Raw genomic sequence first — 20,544 nt, forward strand, 5'->3', positions numbered from 1 at the left:
GCGGACGCACAGGAAATGATCAGCCCCACCTGGCGCATAATGTGAGCCGTGACCGCCCGCATCCGCACCGACCTCGACGCAATCCCCGCTTACGTACCCGGACGCAACTTCCCGGGCGCGATCAAGCTGGCCAGCAACGAGACGACGCAGGGCCCGCTCCCGGGCGTCCGCGAGAAGATCGCCGAGTCGGTCAGCACCGTCAACCGCTACCCCGACATCCGGGCCACTGCCCTCGTGGACGCCGTCGCCGCGCATGTGAAGGTCGACCCGGCCAATGTCGCAGTAGGCAACGGATCGGTGTCGCTGTGCCAGGAAGTCGTCCAGATCATGTGCGGCCCCGGTGACGAGGTGATGTATGCGTGGCGGTCCTTCGAGGCGTACCCGATCATCGCGCGCGTCGCCGGTGCGACGCCGGTAGAGGTCCCGCTGAACGCGGCGCACGTGCATGATCTCGACGCCATGCTCGCCGCGATCACCGAGCGCACCCGCGTGATATTCGTCTGCAACCCGAACAATCCTTCCGGCACCGTCGTGGCCAGATCAGCCCTCGAGCGGTTCCTGGACGCGGTGCCCGCGCATGTCCTCGTGGTACTGGACGAGGCCTATTTCGAGTACGCCCGCGAAAATCCGGAGGGTGAGTACACCGACGGTGTCGAACTGGCCCGCGACCGTCGCAACGTTCTCGTTCTCCGCACCTTCTCCAAGGCATACGGGTTGGCCGGGCTACGCGTGGGATATGCCATCGGCGATCCGGCGGTGATCACCGCGATGAGCAAAGTTCGCATCGCTTTCGCGGTGAGCTCCGTCGCCCAGCAGGCAGCTCTGGCGTCACTCGAGGCAAAGGACGAGCTCCTCGCCCGTACCGATACCCTTGTCGCAGAACGCGAACGGATTCGAACGGCACTGATCGAGCTAGGTTACGATGTCGCGCATTCGGAGGCGAACTTCGTGTTCCTACCACTCGGCACCCTCTCCGGCCCCTACACCGAAGCCGCGGCAGAAGCCGGAATACTGTTGCGCGCCTACGGAAACGACGGGGTTCGCATCACAATCGGCGACCCACACGAGAACGACACCTTCCTGAAATACGCAGCTACCGCCGCTCATTGATGACCCGCGCCTGCCGAGGGCTCATCCCGAACTCCTCACGGAACACCGCGTTGAAGGTACTGACCGAGCCGAAACCCGACTGATGGGCGATCTCGGCGACCGTCCGGTGACACTGAGCGGGGTCGTCGAGCCGAGCACGCGCCCGAACGAGCCGGCTGGTCCGAATCATCTCCGAAGGGTTGGTGCCCACCGACTGCGTGACGGCCTGCACATGTCGCAGCGACCAACCGAGCCGTCGAGCAAGGGTTTTCGGCGTAAGAGTCGGGTCGTCCGACTGCGTTTTCACGAGCGCCGACGCGGCCTGCGCGACATCCGGCCACCGGGACACATCGGATGCGACACCGACCAGCATCCTGGTGAGTGCATCGGATACCTCACGAAAACTGTTCGCCGAGAGGGTATCTCGTTGTACCGATAGCTGCTCGGTCATTACAGCTGCGACGGCGCCCATACCCGAGGCAAGGTCGAGAACCCGCGGCTTCACAGGAACGACCGAACGTGGCCAGGCCGATTCAGGGACGCTCACCACCCATGCGCGTGCATCCGGACCGTGCTCGATGGAGAATGGAGCTGCCATCGACATCGCGACCGCGGTGCCCGGGCCCACGATCGCGCGATCGTCACCGTGCGCAAATCGGAACGTGCCAGCCCGAGGGACCACGACTCGCAGGGTCCGGTCGTCGTCGGAGCGAGCAGCTGCGGCGCTTCGCGAGTAGACGATCGCATCCGAACTGAACTCCACCAGTTGAAATTCTTCGGACCGCTGCACGACGGTCTTCCCGCTGAAACCCATCGTTTCGTCGAAGGCGAAATCGAGACCACCATGGTTGAAGCGAACGTGCTCACGCCAGAAGCCCGGCCGATCCGTGGCAGGCAACAGTGTGGTGTCGATGGTCGACACCACATAATCCGCTGTGGCAGTCATAAGTTGTACCTTTCGCGCCTGAATCCGTGCGCCCGGCCGTCGATTCCGTGCGCGTCACCGGCAGACCCGTCGCATACATGCGCCTTACCGTGCAGAGAGTACACGTGTCCTCCATCACAGCGGAGGGTCACCGCGGCGGCAAGAATCTGTCAGGAGTCCGACATGAACACGATCCAGGTCAACGGCGCGACGCTGTCTTACGAGGTATCGGGACCGGAGGACGGCACCCCCGTCGTCCTCAGTCATTCACTGTTCTTCGATCATCGAATGTTCGACGCGCTGGCCGAGTTCTTGGCTTCCGCAGGGCACCGCGTCTTCGCCTACGACCACCGCAACCACGGCGAGAGCTCGACGCATTCGCGCGCCGAGGTGACCGTAGACATCCTTACCGAGGACGCTGCTGCGTTCATCGAAGAACTGCAACTGGGTCGAGTACATTTTCTGGGAAACTCGCTCGGCGGATTCGTCGCGCTTCGATTGGCGGCAAGGCGCCCCGAGTTGCTGCTGTCCGCAGTCGCAATGGGCTCTTCGGCGGAGGAGGAGCACCAGCTGGAGGTGTTTGCTCCCCTCGTGGAGCAACTGGCCGACATCGGGGGACGCGAGAATATCGACATCGTTTTGTACATCATGTTCGGAGACACCAGCTTGTCCGCAGGCACACCCGCCGTCGAGGAGTGGCGTGGCCGGATCGCGGAGCTGAAGCCCAGCATCGGCGACTCTGCCTACCAGGTGATTCACCGGTCGCGAATCGTCGAGGAATTGAACGGCTGCACGGTGCCGGTGCTCGCAATCTCCGGCACGGAAGATCACGCGTACCCGCCGCCCATCTCGGACGTCAACATCGCCGAGGCATCCGGCGGGACCCACTGCAGCGTCGACGCTGCGGGCCACTCGGTGTCGCTCGAGCAACCCGCAGCCGTTGCCGAGCACGTGCTCGCGCACTTCTCGGCGATCTGACCCCGTCGCGCGAGTCCTAGATGTTCAGAGCGTCGCGGAGCGTCGGCCAGGACTCGCGCAGATCGTCTTGCCAATAAGGCCACTGGTGGATGCCGTAAGGCCGATAGACGAACTTGGCCGGGATGCGAATAGATCGAAGTTTCGTATCGAACAATGTTGTGCAGTAGAGCGCGGCAGCTTCGAGCGGTCCGCCCATGGCGGCCGACTCGATGCCCGTGCCACCCGGTCCCAGTTCGTACGGGCCGGGCAAACCGGTGCCGACAGAAACATAGATGTCCTTGCCGCGCAAGGCTTCTGCGTTGCGCGACGGGTCATGCTCGACCCACTTCGGATCGTCGTTCTCACCCCACATGTTGCTCGCATTGCCACCATTTGTTGCGACGGTGGCGCGCACGGCATCTTTCAGGTTCGGCTGCGAGTTGTCATAGCAGCCACTCAGGCCTGCCACGCCGGTATAGAGATCGGGGTGACGGGTGATCAGATCCATTGCGCCTTGAGCACCCATGGAGACGCCGGCAATCGCGTTGGTACCGTTGCCGGAGAACCGAGCATCGATCAGCGGGGGAAGTTCCGAGGTCAGGAACGTCTCCCACATGTTGACGCCGAGAATTGGATCCGGAACATTCCAGTTGGTGTAATAACTACTTGAACCGCCTACCGGAAGAACGACGTTGACGTCCTTGTCCGCGAAGAAGTCCACGATGTCGGTCTTCTGCGTCCAGGTGCTCTCGGCGTAGTCGGATTCTTTGCCGGCACTGACGCCGTCGAGCATGTAGAGGGTAGGGCGCGGACCGCCCCTTGCAGGCAGCAACACCTGAACCTGAATGATCTTGTTCATCGACGGCGACTGCACGAACACAGCAGCACGACGGGGTGTGATCATCTCGATACGGTCGATACGAGCCGAAGAGGACTGTGCGGACTCGCCGAACGGCGCCGCAGGCCCATCGGAGCTTCCGGTCCCGGGCAGCGGTTGAGCAGACACCACACCGGTCCCCAGTATCGACAGCGCAATGCTGGTTCCTAGCGCTGCCAGAACACGACGGTGCATTCGACTGATCAATCCTCCTCCGCCGCACCCCTTCGGGCGCAACACGAACAACGTTTGATTCAAAGTGACCCACCAGTAGGTTCGCCTACTGCGGCCCGCGGTTCCGCCCAGAGTAGCCCTGATAGAGGTTGTACAAAAGTTCTGTCGATTCTTTGGGACATATCCAAGTAGGCCGCATGAGCAGGGCCGCAGCAGTCGGATTCGAACTGCCGCGACCCTGATGTACTACTTGCGCTCGCCCCAGTTAGCCGCGGCCGGTCTCACCTTGCAATTTGTCGATCATTTCCGACGCCTGTGCCTTGGTCAGATCGTCCGGTATCTCTTCGCCCGCTTCCTGCGCCAGAGTGCTCAAGTAACTTTTCTGCGGACCGGTGATCGGCTCGTCACCGGTCACCCAGTCCTCGGGATCCTTCTCTGGGTTCTGATTCACTCCACTGTCTTCGCTCATACGTTCGGAGTACGCACGTGGCTAGATTTTCAAACACGTAGTCCGATCGAATGACTTCGTTGACTCTTCGAACTCCTTAGCTAAAAGATCGACGCTGACAACCCCCTCTATCAGGAGCTATGAATGACAAGCAAGACCCTCTTCGCCCGAATTGGATTCGGTGGCTTCGTACTCGCCGCAGCAATGATGACGACTCCGGCCGTTGCCGCAGCAGATCCAATCACCGACTTCTTGTGCGGCACCGGCTCGGCACAGTTCTGCCCGCCGCCGCTCGCACCGATCCTCCCGCCACCACCAGCGCCGGCTCCTCAGAGTGCACCGCCCGCGCACGCTCCCAGCACGTTCCAGTACAAAAACTGCACCGAGGCACGTGACGCCGGTGCGGCGCCCGTCTATCGCGACGAGTATGGATACGGTCCGCATCTGGACCGCGACAACGACGGCATCGGCTGCGAGTAGAAGACTGTCGGCGGCACCGGTCGTACTTGCGCGAGCGAATACGACCGGTTCCCGCTCATCGAACGGCTGAACCGCTAATCGGAATGCCGATCACGCTCGGACTTCACCAGTTCCTTGGTTCGCACCAGGCGTAGGGCGGTGACCAGCCCGACGCCACCGATGATGTTGAAGCCCACCGTGTATCCGAACCAGTCGATCCACGCTCGGTAACCGATGTCCGCGCCCGCGTGGATGGCCCCGAAAATCAGCAGGGAGTCCAGGATCGAGTGGAAGAGCTGCAATCCGGCGAGCAGGAATGCAGCCGACATCGCCGCGATGATCTTCGCTACATCGGAATTGGTTCCCTGCTGCATGCGGGTCAGCAGGGTCATCGTGCTGCCGCCGAGGATCGCCAGGCAGATCGACTGCAGGTTCAGCGGGGCGTCGACGAAGTGGTGCGCGGATTCCGACAGTACAGACAGCCATTGTGGGAAGGCCTGCGCGATCAACCACATCACACACCACCCGCCTACCAGGTTCGACAACAATGTCCCGATCCACAGTTTCGCCAACTGCGCAGGTGTGCCATTGCGGGAAACCAACGCCGCGATCGGCATCAGGAAGTCCTCGGTGAACAATTCGCCGTGCGCCAGGAAGATCGCCACCAGGCCGATTCCGAACGCAAGCCCCGCCAGCAGATGATTGCCGGTCTCGTACAGCACCGCCAGATAGGCCATGACACCCAGCGCAACTTCGAGACCGCCGAAGAGTCCTGTGATCAGCACCGTGCGCACGGTTCGATGAAGACGCTCAGCGCCTTCGGAGACGACGGCATCGAAGCTCTCCTCGAGTTCCTCTTCGAGCGGACCGTCGTTGTCACCGTCGTTACGTCGCGCTTCTTCGCTCATCCGCAGGTAGTACCCGCTAGTCACCATTCGATACCTGCTCGTCGACGCAGTGCCGAATGCGGCCGGATTCGGTGCGTCGAAAGCGCGATCGAGTCTCCAGCACTAGGAACCCAAAATACTCGCTAAACAGGGCTCGGGTCGCTTAAACCTGGTTTTTAAAGACTGCAAACCTGATAAATCGACATCATTCTGTTACGGTTCGAATCGATTTCATTCGACTGCGCTCAGTCGGAGGAAGTCGATCAATGTCCAACCGGGGGATAACAGACTTCAATGGCAGACGCGAAGAGGCATTGGACCGCATGAAACACGATGCACAGACAACCTCGTGGTGGTCGATCGGCGAATGGCGCCTCGGCTGGAAGGTTATCGCGGTCTTCGCGGTTCCGATGTTCGTCGCCGTTCTTTTCGGTGGCCTCCGGATCCAGAGCGAACTGACCGACGCCGCAGACCTCAATACGTCAGCCGAACGTGCATTCGCTGTTCCTGCGGCACTTCAGCTGGAACAGGCTCTCAAGGCAGTGACAGTTGCGGCTGCTTCCGGTGCCGACACCGCCACAGCTACCGAACAAGCGACAATCGCGCTGCAGGATTTCACTGTTGCCGCGAACGTGTTCCGCACAGACGCAAAGCTCAGTGGCCTGGTCGACAAGTCACTGCAGAACAGCCGGACACTCATCGACGAGGTTCCGACCAGCTCTGAACGGCCCATCCAGCTGGTCGCTCGCTACAGTCAGGTGTCGACCGAGCTATGGATCCCGTTCTCAGATCTCTTGTCCCAATCCGAGCTACCCCTTCTGCGTGAGCGTGGTGCCGAGTTGGCGCCTTTGTGGGGCGCCCGTCGAACATTGGCCAATCAGCACATTCTGTTCGGCAACGGCGACGTCGATCCACAATCGCGCACCATCCTGATTTCCACTGCTGGTGCAGAACTTGGCAGTCTTGGTGGTCTCATGCCACTAGCTACGCCCGGTGGAGTACTTCCGCCCGTCCAGGCGGACACCTCTCAGGACCCTTTGGCCGAGCTGAACTCTCTACGCGCATCCACTCAGAGTCGCCTGGGCGCAATCGCGGCCACACCCCCGGGATCCCCTTTGAGCAGGGAGATCGGCCTCGGGCTCCAAGCCAGTAGCGATCAGTACGACGCCATCGCCGATGCCGCAATCGCGCGGTTCGTCCCCACCGCGAACTCCGAAACCGGCGCCGCCCAATCCGCAGCGCTTCGAGACGCCGCGCTGGTCGTCGGCACCGTCCTCGCAGCCCTCGTCCTCGCCCTCGTCATCAGTCGCTCGCTGGTCGAACCTATCCAGCGGCTCCGTTTTGCCGCGCTCACAGCAGCACGCCATGGACTCCCCGAGGCGATCGAAAGAATCCGCGCCGGCGAGCGAATAGTCGACCTCGAGATACCTCGTGTACCGGTAGAGACACACGAGGAGATCGGGCAACTCGCACGCGCGGTCGACGACATGCACGGGCAGGCGATTACGTTGGCCGGCGAGCAGGCAACTCTCCGCCGCCAGGTCAACGACATGTTCGAAACGCTCTCCCGTCGCAACAAGTCGCTCGTCGAACAACAGCTCGTACTCATCGAGCAACTCGAAAAGGACGAGGACGACCCGAACCGCCTCGAGAATCTATTCCGTCTCGACCACATCGCCGCCCGAATGCGACGCAACAGCGACAATCTCCTCATCCTCTCGGGCAATGAGGGACGACGCGCACGAACCGCACCGATCGCTCTTGCCGACGCTCTGCGCGCCTCGGCTTCCGGTGTCGAGGACTATCTGCGTGTCGAGCTCGGACAGATTCTGTCTGCTGTCGTCAGCGGCCAGGCCAGTGCAGACGTCGTGCACCTCGTCACCGAACTGCTCGACAACGCCCTGCGCTACTCACCGCCCGAAACAACGGTGACGATCGACGCCGCACGCACCAACGACGGTTCCGTGCTCGTAGAGATCACCGATTTGGGTATCGGAATGTCACCGGACGACTTACTCGACGCCAACAGACGCCTCTCTGCCGGAGGCGAGATGAGCCCCGACACCGCCCGCCACATGGGGCTGTTCGTGGTCAGCCGTATCAGCCTTCGCTACGGTATTTCAGTACGTCTGCGCCCGTCCGCGGGCACATCCGATCGCAGTGGCATCACTGCGATGGTTCATCTGCCGATTGCACTTCTCGAGGCGTCACGCGACACCGCGATCAGAACGTCGACGGCTGCAATGGCCTCTCAGGGTCGCGCAGTATCGCCGGTTCACTCTGTTGCGGCGGGTACACCTACATCGGGTCAAGGCGCCGTCTCATACCCGGTAGCAGGCGCCCATAATCCTGATTCTTCGGTGGCATCAGGGAACTGGCTACCCCATCGTCAATCTTCACACCCTGTTGCTGCCACTGTGCCGCAAGCTGTTTCAGGTGCGCCCTCTGCGTTTGCTTCGCAGACCAACTCCAGCGCCCCTCCCATGGTGAACGGACTTCCACGCCGTACCCCGGGGAGCAGTGGGGTACCCGGTACCGCCAATGCCTTCACGACCCAACCGATGGCTCCGCCGCCACCCAAGGCGGAAATGGTTGTCGACCAACCGCATACAGGTGAGTTCCCCGCCGCTCGACCTGCGCCCAGAGCCCCGTTCGGCGCCCCTAACCCGAACGTCACAGCGGCGTTCTTCTCTTCCCGGCCTCGCGACTCGACACCACGTCGCATCCCGACTCCACCGCGCGAAACGACACCACCTCGCGACTGGACTCCACCCCGAGACCCGACCCCACCGCGCGAAACGACACCACCGCGCGACTGGACTCCACCCCGAGACCCGACCCCACCGCGCGAAACCACACCACCCCGCGACTGGACTCCACCCCGAGACCCGACCCCACCGTCCGTGAGCGTCTTCAGCGCGAACGATCCCGAGGCCGGCTATGACGTTCCACCGGTTGCATCGCCGATCTTTGCCGGAATGGTGTCCGAGTGGCTGATCGACCCCACGGACGAAAAGTCCGGTGCCACGAACAGAAGCATCTGGACAACCGAGGCTGACGAGGGATGGGTTGCAGCTCACGCGTCGACGGACATGCCCTCCAGCAAGATGGCCGATTCGGGACTCCCGATCCGGGACCGCGGTGCGCGGTTGGTTCCCGGAACTGTCAGGCCCACCAATAGCTCTGCCCGTTCAGGATCCCACCGTCAACGCGTCGACCCGGAAACGATCAGACGCGGGTGGAGTGACTACCAATCCGGCCTCAGCCGGGGACGCCGACACGTTAACAGCGAGAACAACACAGCGTTGCACTCGATAACACATGTGCAGAAAGACGAAGGAGAACAGTGAATTCTGTCGGAGCCCCAGAAACTCCTCGCGCACTCGACTGGCTGGTGTCGGGTTTTGCACGCGACGTTCCGGGAGTAAGCCACGCCATCATCGTCTCTGCCGATGGATTGCTGAGCGCGGCGAGCTCGCACCTTCCTCTGGATCGTGCGGACCAGTTGGCTGCCGTCACATCCGGACTCGCCAGTCTCTCTGCCGGCGCGTCTCGGCTGTTCGACGGCGGCGCAGTTCTGCAATCGGTGGTCGAGATGGAAAACGGCTACCTACTCCTCATGGGCGTCGGCAGTGGCGCCTACCTTGCTGCGCTTGCCGTGGCGGGATGCGACATCGGTCAGATCGGTTTCGAAATGGTCACCCTGGTCGATCGAGTCGGAACGACCATGGACATCGCTCCCAGATCAGGTCGGGATACCTGACGCCGATGCCCCAAAACTACTCCGAGCACGCTGATCCCGAACCGAGTCTCGTTCGCTCGTACGCCATCACCGAAGGTAGGACGAAACCGTCCATCGACCTTCCGCTCGAAGCGATCGTCGCAACGGTAGAGGATGTCATCGCCAGCGGCCTGGCGCCCGAAGACATTCGCGCGTCGATTGTCGCGCTTTGCGGGCAGCGCATCTCGATCGCGGAAATCGGGGCATACCTCGGTGTACCGATCGGGGTGGCTCGGGTTCTGGTGGCCGATCTTGTTGTCAGCGGGGCATTGAAAGTGCAAGCCACTCTGCGAAGCGACGCGACTGCGGTCGAGCGCCGCGAATTGATCGAAAGGACCCTCCGTGGACTTCGGCAACTCTGACGCTCCGTCTCGCGTCACGTCGACAAAGATTGTGATCGCTGGAGGATTCGGCGTAGGTAAGACCACCCTTGTCGGGACGGTCTCCGAGATCGTCCCCTTGCGTACCGAAGCGATGGTGACCGACGCCAGTGACGGCATCGATCACCTCAGTTCGACACCGAACAAAGAGACGACAACAGTCGCAATGGATTTCGGTCGCATCTCGCTCGCCGACGACCTGGTTCTCTACCTGTTCGGTACACCCGGTCAGCGGCGATTCTGGTTCATGTGGGACGACCTCATCACGGGCGCGATCGGCGCGGTCATCCTTGTCGACACGCGCCGTCTCGAAGACAGCTTCGCTGCTGTCGACTTCTTCGAAGCCCGTGGTTTGCCGTTCATCGTGGCAGTCAACCGTTTCGACGATGCTCCGGTGCATGCAACGAATGACCTTCGTCAGGCTCTCGCGCTGTCCGACCACGTACCAATGATCGACGTCGACGCGCGTAACCGAGAATCGTCGAAGCAGGCCTTGATCACGATCACCGAGTACGCGCTCGAACGTATCGCGGCGACAGCGCCCTGCTGACACCCGGACAACAACGAATCTAAGGAACTGGCATGTCGGATGAAATGAACCATTTCTCCATGGGGCTCTGGCTGCTCGGGTTGGCGTTCGCGGTTGCAGTCTCGGGATCGGTCATCGGGTTGGAGTGTGCCCGACATGGCATGGCGGCACGTCACCCTGCGGCGCGAATGCGCTGGTTTCTCATGGGCGCATTGTCCATCGGTGGTGTAGGTATCTGGTTGATGCACTTCGTCGCAATGCTCGGGTTTGCGTTACCCGGCAGTCCCCTTCGCTACAGTCTGACCTGGACGATCATCTCCGCTCTCATCGCCGTCATCGCGGTCTTCGCCGCGTTGTACATGCTCGGAAACGAGTTCAGTTGGTCGCGGCTCCTGGCCTCCGGCTCCCTCGTCGGCATGGGGATCACCGTCATGCATTACACGGGCATGCAGGCCGTGCAATTTCAGGGCCAGATCAACTACAACACGCTATTGATCGCACTCTCACTCGTGATCGCTGTCGTTGGCGCCACAGCCGCACTGTGGTTCATGACGGTGATGGGATCCACCACGCTGCGATTGATCGCCGGTCCGATCATGGGCATCGCCGTAGTCGGCATGCACTACACCGGAATGGCCGCAGTAGAAATTGTCCGCGACACGTCCGCACCCGCACCCGTCGGACTAGCGTTGTTCCCGTTCATCTTTCCAGTCTTCGTCCTCGGGCTTCTCGCATTGGCCGTGCCGATCGTCGCCATCATGACAGTTCGCGACCGCGAGATCGCCCGCATGGACGCCACTTCAGACGACCTCGCTGACGAAGCACGAGAGTTCGCTGACCAGTAGGTCTGGACCGTTGATCGCGGAGCTCGCCGTGCCGGTGAAAGCATGGGCCGAAACGTTCTCGATCGCGAACAGCGCATCGTGAACTTTTAATGCGCCAGGCGGTACTGCGCAGCCTCCGCAGTGATCTGCGGAAACTGAGCACCCATCGCCTCGGACAAGGCCTTCGCCGCGGACAGTGGGCGGACCATCACCACGAAATCATCGATCAAGCCATTCTCGTCGAGGTGGAGGAAATCGCATCCGTTGATCTTCTTTCCGTCGACCGTCGCTTCGAAAACCAGCGCATGGTCGCGTCCGTCCACGCTCTCAATTGTCTTCGTGTAACGAAAATTCTCGAATACGCGGAGGACGACGCCACGCAGGATCGCCGACGTAATCGCCTTACCGTCATAGGGTTTGAACGCAACGGGGCTGGTGAATCGAACGTTATCGGCGAGGAGTGCCTCCACCGCGCTGTGATCGCCGGCCTCGACGGCATCTGTGAACTTCCGCATGATGAATAGACGACGTCAGTTGACGGTCAGCTTTCCGACGTTCGTCGTGCAGTAGATCGGAACGGCAATGTTGATCAACGTGCGGGACTGAGCGTCGTCGAGTCCGGTCGTCTCCGCAATCTTGACTCTGGTGGCGTCGAGGCTCGTGTCACCGGACAGCTCGTCGCAGGCGGTGCGAGCGGCCGCGACTTGATCTTCGGTGCTCCCGAAGCTGACGCCTTGGCTTTCGAGCGCCTGAAGGTACGCAGTGTCCTGGACGTTGCCCACCGCAGCCGACGCGGTGGCTTTGACACTGCTGGCCGCGGCCGAGGCACTACCCTGCACCTCGCTCGCGACACTGGACGCAATCTCGCGAGTGCTACTCGCCGATGTGTCGGTAGAGTTCGCGTTCTCGGTGTCGTTGTCGCTGCACGCCCCTGCGAACAATACGAGTCCGCAGAGTGCAAACATGGCCACAGTGCGCTTCATCGCCGCAGTACGTTTCATGAAGACGAGCATCCCGCTGACCGCGGCCCGTCACATCATCCGTCGCGGATGAAACCGCGACAGTGCTTCGCAGGCCTGCTGTTATTTTCAGAAGCTGCTGCACTCTCTGCCCTTACTTCCCGCAAGGCCCATACTGTCTGCTGTTGAAGTCCGCTCCACGGGCTAACATGCGCCAGTGGTCCTCGAACATGCGCTACTTCAGATCAAAGCTGGGCAAGCCGCTGAATTCGAAGCGAATTTCCGTCGCGCCAGGCAGATCATCTCGTCCATGACTGGGTTTCGAAGACTCAGTCTGTCGCGGTGTCTCGAACGAAGCGACTCCTACTTACTACTGGTGGAGTGGAACACGCTCGAAGATCACACTGAAGGATTTCGCGGATCGGCTGAATACCAAGAGTGGCGCACACTGCTGCATCACTACTATGACCCGTTCCCTGTAGTCGAACACTACGAGCAGGTGGACGGCGCATAGCTCGTGGCAGTCGAATTCTGAAAAACTGACACCTCCATCAGCGCTGGAGTCAACGCCGCTCTGATGATGCTGCGACCGCACAGCGTGCACTAGGCAACCGTCCGGACGCTGCCAGGATTTTGACGCAGCGTGGTGGGCAAAGGTAGGCAGAGAACGCTGCCACTGTGGGCGGAGCAGACAAAAGGCCCTGACCTACACCGACTGGTGAGATCAGGACCTCTGCCCATGGCGGAAGCGGAGGGATTTGAACCCTTCCCTATTGCCCTGTTGATATGCACTTAACAGTTCCGACCAGCAAATATAAGACTTTTTCGGTCCTACTTGATCTCAACCAATCGTGGCCAAGTGTGGCCAATATGTGGCCAGGAAAGACTGCCCCGTTCGGGGGATGGTAGCGATGGCTAAGCTCGGCTAGTGAAAAAATCGTCACCTAATGTCGAACGCGAGGGTCGAGACACTAGCTCACGGGGCTGGTGGCGCGCCGGGCTCGGCACGGCTGTCGGTGGCCTTTTGCTCGCGGCAGGTCCAGTCGTCGTCAGTATCGCGTACGGCAGCATCACAGGCCAGTCGTCCAGCTGGCGTGCCGGCGTCTGGTTCACAGTGGGCGTCATCATTTCATTGACAGGGGCCACGCTGGTCGGCTGGCAGCAACACTTATCAAATAAGTCGGCGAATCAGTCAGCGATGCATCTTACTAAGTACAACGACGAATTGAGTGGTCTCCACAAGGCTGTTGCACATCTACTTAACAGCGACTCGTCAGATCGTGATCGTCAGGAGTTCTTTCGCTCGGTGGTCGGCACGGCGAGTCATCTATTTCCGCTGACCGGCGTACGCGTCTGCGTATACGAACTCGACCGTTTCGAGAACGACAACGACATCGACGACGCGGTTGCTCTGAAATACGTCGCCTCCGGAGGTCGCCACGACGAGCCTCGACAAGCCTTCACGATGAACACAAAATACGGACGACGGGCGATCGAGACCGCTCAAGGGACCCAACACCGCTGCGTCGAAAACGCGGACGGATCGACAGGTGATATCAATCGCCCGCAAGGATCCACATGGAAGTCCTTCATGCAGGTCCCGCTCCGCCTAGACGCCGAAGCTTTTGGCCTCTTGAGCATCGACTGCCGAGACCAGGTTGCGTTCACAAAAAGTCATGTGACAATTGCGCGCGCGGCCGCAGCACTGATAGTCCTCGGAATGAAAGAGGTGAAACGTGCGGCCGATGACACGAAACCGGAGTTGGACCAGACCATGGCGCGGATTAGCGAGATCAGAGGATCGAAGGAGGACGGCAGGTCCAGCAGATCAACATCGACGCCGAGCGGTAGCATGGTAGAACCTGGAGCGAAGGACGGTGATAGCGATGGTGTCGAGCGTTGACGATGTTGCAGCCTACGTGATCAACGAGTTTCAGTCTCCGATCTCCACGATGAAGCTGCAGAAGCTGTGCTATATGGCACAAGGGTGGTCTCTGGCGATCACAGACGAGGCGCTCTTTAACGATGACTTCGAGGCGTGGAAAAACGGCCCCGTCAATTACCGGCTCTTCGACCAGCATCGAGGTCAGTTCCTAGTCGACGCTTGGCCTAGCGGTGACCCCCAAACCATCGCCCCGATAGCGCGTGCAGTCTTGGACGGCGCGATCAGAAACTACGGTGGGTTGAGCGGAATGCAGCTCGGAGAGCTCACACATCAAGACGAAACTCCATGGAGTCGGGCACGAGCAAAAACCAAAGCTACCAACGATGGTCGGTCTCGAATGACCATCGCGCGCGAGGATATTCAGTCTCACTTCAAAAAGCTGCTCGGGCTTAAAGCGGCCTAGGCCTTCCCCTACCTGAAGGTTCGGGCGCCTCGCTCAACTTAATGAGTGGCCTGCTGGTCCGCTTAGCCTCGGAAAGATTATGCCGGGGGTCTCGCCGGTTCGATCCGGTCGTCGGCAGTGAGTCGGACGCGAGCGCTCACGGACCCACGAGGCCTGTACTGCACTGGGATTTGGAAGCCGCACACCTCAACAGCTCGACCAGCTTCGAGGTCGGCGAGCAGTCGCGGCCATGGCGAGATGAAGAATCCGTCCTCGCACTCGACGCGTGCGGTCTGAGTGTCGACGAGGTGGCGGGTGCGCTCGATCATCGCGGCACGGAGCCCACTCTCGGGTCTACGCCCCACAGCGGAACGCCGGGCCATCAGCTCGGCACCTGCCAGCGCTTGGCATCGTCGGCGCGGCTCCACCTGGCGTTCGCGGCCCGCTGGTGCCGATCGGACTTGGCCTGTCCTTCGCCGTACGGGTTGAGCTTCCCGACGAGATCGACGACGAGACGATCGAGCGCACGAATCTCGGCGGACAGCTTCACGACGATCGACGGGTTCGGCTCGTCGGCTCTCATCTGAATTTGGAGCAGCTTTCGCACCGTTTCGGCACGGTCTACGGTCTCACCGGCACGCTCGAGCGCGACTGTTTCAGCCTCGGACCACACCAACTCTTCACCGGTCTGCGAGCTCGTACGGGCCAGTGCTGCATTCTGTTCCGCGAGCAACCGCTTCCCGGCGGCCGTGCGAGGTGCTCTCATAGCGGTGGGTCCTTTCGATCGATTCCGGTGGATTTCTCGTCGCAATGCACCGGGTGGGAGCTGCTATGCCCTCCGAAGGAACGCACCCCCCGGGGGGAGGACGTCACCGCACCCCCTTTGACCTGGTGTTTTGGTGCCGGGCTTGGTGCGTCGGTGTCGGGGGTGTTGTTGTGCGGCGGTGTTCGCTTGGTGTGCTGTGGTTCGTAGGGTCGAAGCCGGGCACGTTGTGGACCAACCGTGCCCGGCTTCGAGTTTGTGGGGTGGCGGGTCAGGCGGTGCCGGTGGTGCGGACCCGTCCCAGTAGCTCTTCGAACTGGGGGTCGGAGAGAGTGGCCAGGTGCTGTTCGAGGGCGAGTCGGTAGTTTTCGAGTCGCGTGAGTCGGGACTGTGTCTGGGTCGGTGCCATGTTGGTGTCCTCTCGGTTCAGGCCACTGGGGCGGGTTCGGTGGATCCGAGTGCGCGGCGGGCGGTCATGGCGTCGGCCAGTGTCGGTGTGTCGACGGGTGCTCGTACTGCGCGTTCTGCTGCGTGGAATCGTTCGGTGATCGCATTGCCTGATGGAACGAACGCGGAAGTGTCAGCGACTGTGAGCAGCCATTGTGTTCTGGTCATTCCGCTGGGCCAGATGCTGGTTCGTGTGCTGTGCTCTGGGCTCGCTGGTGCTGATCGGAGCCACTGCAGGTGTTCGGCAGTTGCGGCGTTGTCGAGCACGCCGGGCCTGTTCTGGGCGGCGCGGCGTAGGGCGTGCCACCAGGGTTCGATTTCGAGGCATTGTTCTACTTGTCCGGCGTGGACGAGTTGTGCGAGGCCGGCGCCGCTGCCTTCGGCGTTGATGAGGGTTGCGTGCGCTGCCCTGATGTCGTGGTAGCGGTCTGTCAGTTCGGAGCTGAGGGTGAACGCTTTCGGGTTGCCGGATCTGATGGCGTCCTCGGCGGTGAGGGCGGCGGTGAGTGCGGGGCGGTGGTCGTTGACGGTGGCGTACAGATCGGTGAGGGCGGCTTCGAGGAAGGCGAGCCCGTCACCTACTCCCGCTTTCACTACCTCGGCGAGCTGCTGGCGTGCTGCCTCGTAGGTCTCACGTAGGAGATCGTTGCGGCGGGTGGCGTTGGCGATCGTCCGGTCGGCGTCGAGCAGTTCGTCGACGGTGGCTTCGGGGATGGCTTTGCCTGCCTGCGCTGCGGTCATGAGTTGTTGGTGGACGGTGCGGGCGATCTCGACTGTGTTGGTGTGGACGGTACCTTCGGTGACCCATCGACGGCTGGTGTCGACGGCGCGGGCGGCTTCGGTGTATCCGGGTATCGCCTCGTGTGCCTGGTCGATGATCGAGGTCATTTGAGGCCGCCACCTCGGCGTGCCGCGTATGCCGCGCGACCCTTCGCGATTCCACCGGTAGCTGGTTCTTTCTGGGCGTTGTCGTCGGGTCGGGCTTCGGTGATCAGCTCGTCGAGTTCGTCGTCGGACAATGCGGCGATGAAGTCGATTACCTCGGATTTGGTTGCGGCCATTATGTTGTCGTCCCTTCGATGTGTTCGGTGATGGCGGCGGCGTCGAGTTGCCAGCGCCCGTTGATCAGTTGCCCACCGAGCTGTGGTGCTCGGCGTCGAACGTTGCGTGTCGAGCAGTGCATCCTGTCGGCGGCTTGTTCGGTGCTCAACCATTCGATGGGTTCATCATGCGTCTCGGGGTTGTTGTCTGTGTCCGATTGTCCTGTTGCGGAAGCGATTTCGAGGGCGGTGGATAGCGCTTCGAGGGCGCGTGACTCAGGGTGTCCGTTGCGTTGGCGTGCTCGGCGTGCGATGGCGAGTAAGTCGCGGGCGGCGGGGATGGCGCTACCGGTGAGCAGCACCACGCCCGGGGCGAGCACTTGGATCGGCGGTGGGGTCATGAGATCACCAGCGAGGCTCGTTCGGCGGCGTCGACGAGTCGGTCTGCGAGTTGTAGTGCTTCCGTTGTGGTCATTGCCAGTTCGAGGCCGGCGACCACGATGACGACGGGCCTGGTGTCCGTTCGTCGGACGTCGACTGATGGCGTGGCGTCGGGGATTCGGGCCTTCATGCGACGTCCTCTCTGGGTGTCAGGCGTGTGGATCGAGGGATCAGGCCGGCGAGGACGCGTCCTCTGCCCTTTTCGGTCTCGGCCCACGCCCGGCATTCGTCGAGGACAGGGCAGGCGTAGAGACACGTCTTCTGGGCGGCGAGGTGGCGGTAGCCGACCGAGTCCGGGTGCTCGTCTGGTTCGGCCGGATCGAACAACTCTGGAGAGCCTGCGCACGCGGCGCCAGCGAGCCGTGGACGGTTGGTCAGGATTTCGGTCAGCAGCACTTCCCAGGTCTGCCCTGGGCCTTCCTTGCGTGCACCCTGGCGTGTTCTCGGCTCGGTCATGATGCACTCGCCAATCTGCATTCAGCGCATCGTCCGGTGGAGTTCTCTCGGTTCAGTTCGGCGCCACAGTCCCGGCATGCAGAGATTGACCGTAAATGATCCCCGCTATACCCGCTATCTCCGTTCCTCCTGGTCAGGGGGTTAGCGGCGGCGAGGTTTGGCGGGTTAGGCGGGTTAGTGCCCTGGTTTGGCGGGTTAGTGGACCTCGGTGGCGGGTTAGCGGAATCGGCTTTCCCTGCTTTTAACCCGCCACCGTGCACCCCTTCCGAGCTGCCTTTATGTTCGCTCGGCGGGTTAGGCGGGTATGGCGAGGGTTCGTTGCGGGCAATCTCTGGACGAGGAGCCATCAGACGCCAGCGGACGGTCTTGTCCTTGTTCGCAGATCCCAGATTCTCCACCGACCATCCCATCGAACGCAGTGCCGGTGCGGACCGACGCAAGGTCGATGTCACGGACCGAGCCGACCGAGGCCACCCTCGTGGAGCTCGCCACCGATCAGATACTGGCGTGGCCATCGCCAGAATCTCGGCGGCCGATCCCTCGAACTCGTAGACCACCGATTCGGTGACCGCGGCGAGGAAGGGATCGGATGCGATGGTGTCAGCGGCGAGTGTCGCGGACTGCCCGGCGTAGCGAGCCAACCCGGCCGTGCCAATGACCTGATCGACAGCAGCAAGGATTCGGGCGAAGTCGGCCATGCGCGGCGATTCAGCCAGCACTACGGTCGGCAGGATCGAATACACCGTGGCGGCGAGATCGAGCAGACCACCAAGGATGCTCGGGTACACCGTTGCCCACGATTCGGCGAGGTCCGCCTCCGATCGACGTTGCTCGGGAGGTATCCGCTCCAGCGTGACGATCAGTGACCGCTCGGCGAGATCGCCCCGCATCGCGCCCCAGTCGATGCCGTTGACGACGATCACCCTGCGGAACGCCACCACGGACAGGCCAGAGTCGGTGTAGAGAGCTCGTTTCACGTCACCCTCCCCCGTTGCCGCTCGGCACAGTGAATCGGAGAACCAGTCACCGATCGTGGAGATGTTGTCGATGCCGACGACCCAAGATCCCGCGGCCGCGGTGACCCACGAGTCCATATCGCGAGGCGGTTTACGGACCGGCACCGACGATGGATCAGTCAGTGCTACAACAGTTTTCGTGGTCGTTGTCTTGGCCGTTCCTTGTTCCCCTGCCAGGGCGAGGACCGGATGCGGGACGTCGGGGGCGATGAGTGCAGCGACCATGGCGGCGAGCAACAGTGCTCGGTCGGACTCGGCGACATTGAGCGTGGACCACAGTGCTTCGAGATCTCCGTCACGTGACGGTTCGGGGAAGGGTCCAGTAAGCACGGTGCGACGAAACAGGACCGGGACGTCGAGGTTTCCGTACTCCCACCGTCCACTGCGGTCGATACGGATCACCGATTCGGCCACGTCGCCGACGTCGAGGTAGATAGCTCCGTCCGACTCTGCGACCCGTAGATGATTCGACGCTGGCTCGGCTTCGCAGCTTTCGCCTTCGAGAACCAACAGTGCATCGGCGAGGGCCTGTTGCGGCGCCGCGCGCTCGAACGTCCTGAAATACTCGCGAGAGAGTTCAGCACGTAGACCCGCCTTGCCGCCCCGAAGCGACCGTGCGACGTGGCCGCCGGACTTCGCGATTGCGTACGGGTCACCCTCCGGTGTCACACCGAGGGTGTAGCGGGCCATCGCCAGCTCCACGAGCTGAGTTGCAGCACTCTTACGCTCGGTCTTTTCTTCCGCAGGCTCGGCAACCGCGACGCAGTTCTTCACGGCAGCTCGGATGACGACGAGCTCCGAAGCATCGAGGCCGGCAGCAACGTGGTCAGCGAGGTCCTTACCCACGGCAGACTCGGCGATCGTCACACCCGCTTTGCCGTCGAGCAGTTCGGCGATCTGCTCGGCGTGCTTGCGACCCGGTTCGTCCTTGTCTGCGACGATCACCACGGTCTTGCCGTGCAGCGGCGTCAGGTCGACCAGGTGGGCCTTGCCTGCGCCCATCGGTGTGCACGTTGCAACGAGCCCGATCGACTCGGCGGCGAACACGTCCTTCTCCCCTTCCACGACATAGACCGCGGTTGCCTTGGCGAGCCGATCCGAGCGAAACAAGCTCGTACCCTTGGTGTTTCCCGCTTGTCGAAACTTCTTCTCAGGGCTGCGGTACACCTGGCGGCCGTCGGGGTAGTCGTAGCGCGCACCCTTGGGTTCGTCGAACAGATCACGTGGTGCGAGATTCAGCGCGTCGAGAACCTGATCGGTGGGGTCAGAGTGCGAGTAGATCAACACTTGCCCTGCGATGCCCGTGATGGTCACCGACCGATCTGCAGTTGAATGATTCGGCGCCTGCGCAGCGGCTCTGCCATGCCCTTTGTCGTCGACTATCAATCCGGCATCGCGGAAAGTTTCAACGACGCGCTCGTATGCCTTCATGCGACACCTGCCTCGGACTGGGCGTGGCGGGCGCATACGGGCCCGAGATGGCGCTTCACCGAGGATGGCGCAACGAGCCACGTTCCGCAGCGTTCGCACTGCACGGCGAGGCGGAAGCCACCTTGGGCGAGTGCGGCCCTGAGCAGCTTGTCGGCCGGATCTCGGAGCATCTCGAGGTGATCGTCGAGTCGATCGTTAACAGGTTCTTGCTCGGTAGAATCGGGTTGTGTGGTCATGCGTGACCGCTTTCTGGTGAGTGGGCCGGGCCGGTGAGGTTGAGAAACTTCACCGGCCCGACTGCGTTCGGAAAGGATTCGTTGCACCGGGCCCTTAC

Annotated in this window: 27 protein-coding genes; 11 read left to right on the forward strand and 16 right to left on the reverse strand. The window is 61.8% G+C overall.

From position 1 onward, the window contains the following. Positions 1-48: 48 nt before the first annotated feature. On the forward strand, positions 49-1,110 hold the full coding sequence (gene hisC, locus QMK32_RS05380) for a histidinol-phosphate transaminase (RefSeq protein WP_283473501.1): 1,062 nt from the start codon (positions 49-51) through the stop codon (positions 1,108-1,110). Here the strand turns inward: hisC and QMK32_RS05385 are convergent. Further along, on the reverse strand, positions 1,094-2,035 hold the full coding sequence (locus QMK32_RS05385) for an AraC family transcriptional regulator (RefSeq protein WP_283473503.1): 942 nt from the start codon (positions 2,033-2,035) through the stop codon (positions 1,094-1,096). The two genes, hisC and QMK32_RS05385, sit on opposite strands and share 17 nt — an antisense overlap. A 162-nt stretch (positions 2,036-2,197) precedes the next feature. On the opposite strand from QMK32_RS05385, the gene QMK32_RS05390 reads away from it, so the two are divergent. Continuing rightward, positions 2,198-2,992, forward strand: a complete 795-nt coding sequence (locus QMK32_RS05390; protein ID WP_283473505.1) for an alpha/beta fold hydrolase — start codon at positions 2,198-2,200, stop codon at positions 2,990-2,992. 16 nt (positions 2,993-3,008) lie between these two features. On the opposite strand, the gene QMK32_RS05395 is transcribed toward QMK32_RS05390, so the two are convergent. After that, positions 3,009-4,043, reverse strand: coding sequence for an alpha/beta hydrolase (locus QMK32_RS05395; protein ID WP_269306882.1), 1,035 nt, complete (start codon positions 4,041-4,043; stop codon positions 3,009-3,011). A gap of 244 nt (positions 4,044-4,287) precedes the next feature. Beyond that, the gene (locus QMK32_RS05400; RefSeq protein WP_269306884.1) at positions 4,288-4,491 is read right to left on the reverse strand and encodes a DUF3072 domain-containing protein; all 204 of its coding nucleotides are present in this window, start codon (positions 4,489-4,491) and stop codon (positions 4,288-4,290) included. Between the two features lie 123 nt (positions 4,492-4,614). Between QMK32_RS05400 and QMK32_RS05405 the strand changes: the two genes are divergently transcribed. Beyond that, entirely contained in the window at positions 4,615-4,950 is a 336-nt protein-coding gene (locus QMK32_RS05405) for an excalibur calcium-binding domain-containing protein (RefSeq protein ID WP_283473506.1), read from the forward strand. Between the two features lie 74 nt (positions 4,951-5,024). Here the strand turns inward: QMK32_RS05405 and QMK32_RS05410 are convergent, their stop codons facing one another. Then, the gene (locus tag QMK32_RS05410; protein ID WP_283473509.1) at positions 5,025-5,837 is read right to left on the reverse strand and encodes a formate/nitrite transporter family protein; all 813 of its coding nucleotides are present in this window, start codon (positions 5,835-5,837) and stop codon (positions 5,025-5,027) included. A gap of 245 nt (positions 5,838-6,082) precedes the next feature. Between QMK32_RS05410 and QMK32_RS05415 the strand changes: the two genes are divergently transcribed. Genes QMK32_RS05415 through QMK32_RS05435 form a run of 5 tightly spaced genes read left to right on the forward strand, consistent with a single transcriptional unit; the run spans position 6,083 to position 11,351 of the window. Further along, positions 6,083-9,166 carry an ATP-binding protein gene (locus QMK32_RS05415; RefSeq protein WP_283473510.1) on the forward strand — a complete coding sequence of 1,028 codons (3,084 nt, stop codon included), beginning with the start codon at positions 6,083-6,085 and terminating at the stop codon, positions 9,164-9,166. Then, positions 9,163-9,579 (forward strand): roadblock/LC7 domain-containing protein, encoded by a 417-nt coding sequence (locus QMK32_RS05420; protein WP_136170428.1) that lies wholly within the window; start codon positions 9,163-9,165, stop codon positions 9,577-9,579. The genes QMK32_RS05415 and QMK32_RS05420 overlap by 4 nt, the downstream gene beginning before the upstream one ends. Before the next feature lie 5 nt (positions 9,580-9,584). Beyond that, complete coding sequence (locus QMK32_RS05425) at positions 9,585-9,959, forward strand: DUF742 domain-containing protein (protein WP_084348379.1); 375 nt, start codon at positions 9,585-9,587, stop codon at positions 9,957-9,959. Beyond that, positions 9,940-10,527, forward strand: coding sequence for a GTP-binding protein (locus tag QMK32_RS05430; RefSeq protein WP_088941995.1), 588 nt, complete (start codon positions 9,940-9,942; stop codon positions 10,525-10,527). The genes QMK32_RS05425 and QMK32_RS05430 overlap by 20 nt, the downstream gene beginning before the upstream one ends. A 32-nt stretch (positions 10,528-10,559) precedes the next feature. Next, a complete protein-coding gene (locus tag QMK32_RS05435; RefSeq protein ID WP_283473521.1) occupies positions 10,560-11,351 on the forward strand; it encodes an MHYT domain-containing protein in 792 nt (263 codons plus the stop codon). Positions 11,352-11,437: 86 nt separating this feature from the next. Here the strand turns inward: QMK32_RS05435 and QMK32_RS05440 are convergent, their stop codons facing one another. Continuing rightward, positions 11,438-11,845 carry a nuclear transport factor 2 family protein gene (locus QMK32_RS05440; protein WP_283473523.1) on the reverse strand — a complete coding sequence of 136 codons (408 nt, stop codon included), beginning with the start codon at positions 11,843-11,845 and terminating at the stop codon, positions 11,438-11,440. A 15-nt stretch (positions 11,846-11,860) separates the two neighbouring features. Continuing rightward, positions 11,861-12,331, reverse strand: a complete 471-nt coding sequence (locus QMK32_RS05445; RefSeq protein ID WP_283473525.1) for a DUF732 domain-containing protein — start codon at positions 12,329-12,331, stop codon at positions 11,861-11,863. A gap of 175 nt (positions 12,332-12,506) precedes the next feature. Between QMK32_RS05445 and QMK32_RS05450 the strand changes: the two genes are divergently transcribed. The 3 genes from QMK32_RS05450 to QMK32_RS05460 all read left to right on the forward strand — a co-directional run bounded on the left by QMK32_RS05450 (position 12,507) and on the right by QMK32_RS05460 (position 14,637). Beyond that, entirely contained in the window at positions 12,507-12,803 is a 297-nt protein-coding gene (locus QMK32_RS05450; RefSeq protein WP_283473527.1) for an antibiotic biosynthesis monooxygenase family protein, read from the forward strand. 414 nt (positions 12,804-13,217) lie between these two features. Continuing rightward, the gene (locus tag QMK32_RS05455; protein WP_283473529.1) at positions 13,218-14,192 is read left to right on the forward strand and encodes a GAF domain-containing protein; all 975 of its coding nucleotides are present in this window, start codon (positions 13,218-13,220) and stop codon (positions 14,190-14,192) included. Next, positions 14,176-14,637 (forward strand): Panacea domain-containing protein, encoded by a 462-nt coding sequence (locus QMK32_RS05460; protein WP_283473530.1) that lies wholly within the window; start codon positions 14,176-14,178, stop codon positions 14,635-14,637. The genes QMK32_RS05455 and QMK32_RS05460 overlap by 17 nt, the downstream gene beginning before the upstream one ends. A 77-nt stretch (positions 14,638-14,714) precedes the next feature. On the opposite strand, the gene QMK32_RS05465 is transcribed toward QMK32_RS05460, so the two are convergent. The 10 genes from QMK32_RS05465 to QMK32_RS05510 form a co-directional block, all read right to left on the reverse strand. Then, complete coding sequence (locus QMK32_RS05465; RefSeq protein WP_283473532.1) at positions 14,715-14,999, reverse strand: hypothetical protein; 285 nt, start codon at positions 14,997-14,999, stop codon at positions 14,715-14,717. Further along, entirely contained in the window at positions 14,999-15,382 is a 384-nt protein-coding gene (locus QMK32_RS05470; protein ID WP_283473534.1) for a hypothetical protein, read from the reverse strand. Before QMK32_RS05470 ends, QMK32_RS05465 begins: the two co-directional genes overlap by 1 nt. 268 nt (positions 15,383-15,650) lie before the next feature. Further along, a complete protein-coding gene (locus tag QMK32_RS05475) occupies positions 15,651-15,788 on the reverse strand; it encodes a hypothetical protein (RefSeq protein ID WP_283473536.1) in 138 nt (45 codons plus the stop codon). 17 nt (positions 15,789-15,805) lie between these two features. Beyond that, positions 15,806-16,714: a hypothetical protein gene (locus QMK32_RS05480; protein ID WP_283473539.1), complete on the reverse strand. Its 909-nt coding sequence runs from the start codon at positions 16,712-16,714 to the stop codon at positions 15,806-15,808. Further along, positions 16,711-16,887: a hypothetical protein gene (locus QMK32_RS05485; RefSeq protein ID WP_283473541.1), complete on the reverse strand. Its 177-nt coding sequence runs from the start codon at positions 16,885-16,887 to the stop codon at positions 16,711-16,713. Before QMK32_RS05485 ends, QMK32_RS05480 begins: the two co-directional genes overlap by 4 nt. Then, entirely contained in the window at positions 16,887-17,267 is a 381-nt protein-coding gene (locus tag QMK32_RS05490) for a hypothetical protein (protein WP_283473542.1), read from the reverse strand. Before QMK32_RS05490 ends, QMK32_RS05485 begins: the two co-directional genes overlap by 1 nt. Continuing rightward, positions 17,264-17,437: a hypothetical protein gene (locus QMK32_RS05495; RefSeq protein ID WP_283473544.1), complete on the reverse strand. Its 174-nt coding sequence runs from the start codon at positions 17,435-17,437 to the stop codon at positions 17,264-17,266. The genes QMK32_RS05490 and QMK32_RS05495 overlap by 4 nt, the downstream gene beginning before the upstream one ends. After that, the gene (locus tag QMK32_RS05500; RefSeq protein WP_283473546.1) at positions 17,434-17,763 is read right to left on the reverse strand and encodes a WhiB family transcriptional regulator; all 330 of its coding nucleotides are present in this window, start codon (positions 17,761-17,763) and stop codon (positions 17,434-17,436) included. Before QMK32_RS05500 ends, QMK32_RS05495 begins: the two co-directional genes overlap by 4 nt. After that, complete coding sequence (locus QMK32_RS05505; protein WP_283473548.1) at positions 17,760-20,210, reverse strand: AICE element replication initiation protein; 2,451 nt, start codon at positions 20,208-20,210, stop codon at positions 17,760-17,762. Before QMK32_RS05505 ends, QMK32_RS05500 begins: the two co-directional genes overlap by 4 nt. Beyond that, complete coding sequence (locus tag QMK32_RS05510) at positions 20,207-20,446, reverse strand: DUF6011 domain-containing protein (protein ID WP_283473550.1); 240 nt, start codon at positions 20,444-20,446, stop codon at positions 20,207-20,209. The genes QMK32_RS05505 and QMK32_RS05510 overlap by 4 nt, the downstream gene beginning before the upstream one ends. Positions 20,447-20,544 lie beyond the last annotated feature (98 nt).

Origin of the sequence: Rhodococcus sp. H29-C3 (assembly GCF_030063405.1) — a bacterium.
GTDB lineage: Bacteria > Actinomycetota > Actinomycetes > Mycobacteriales > Mycobacteriaceae > Rhodococcoides.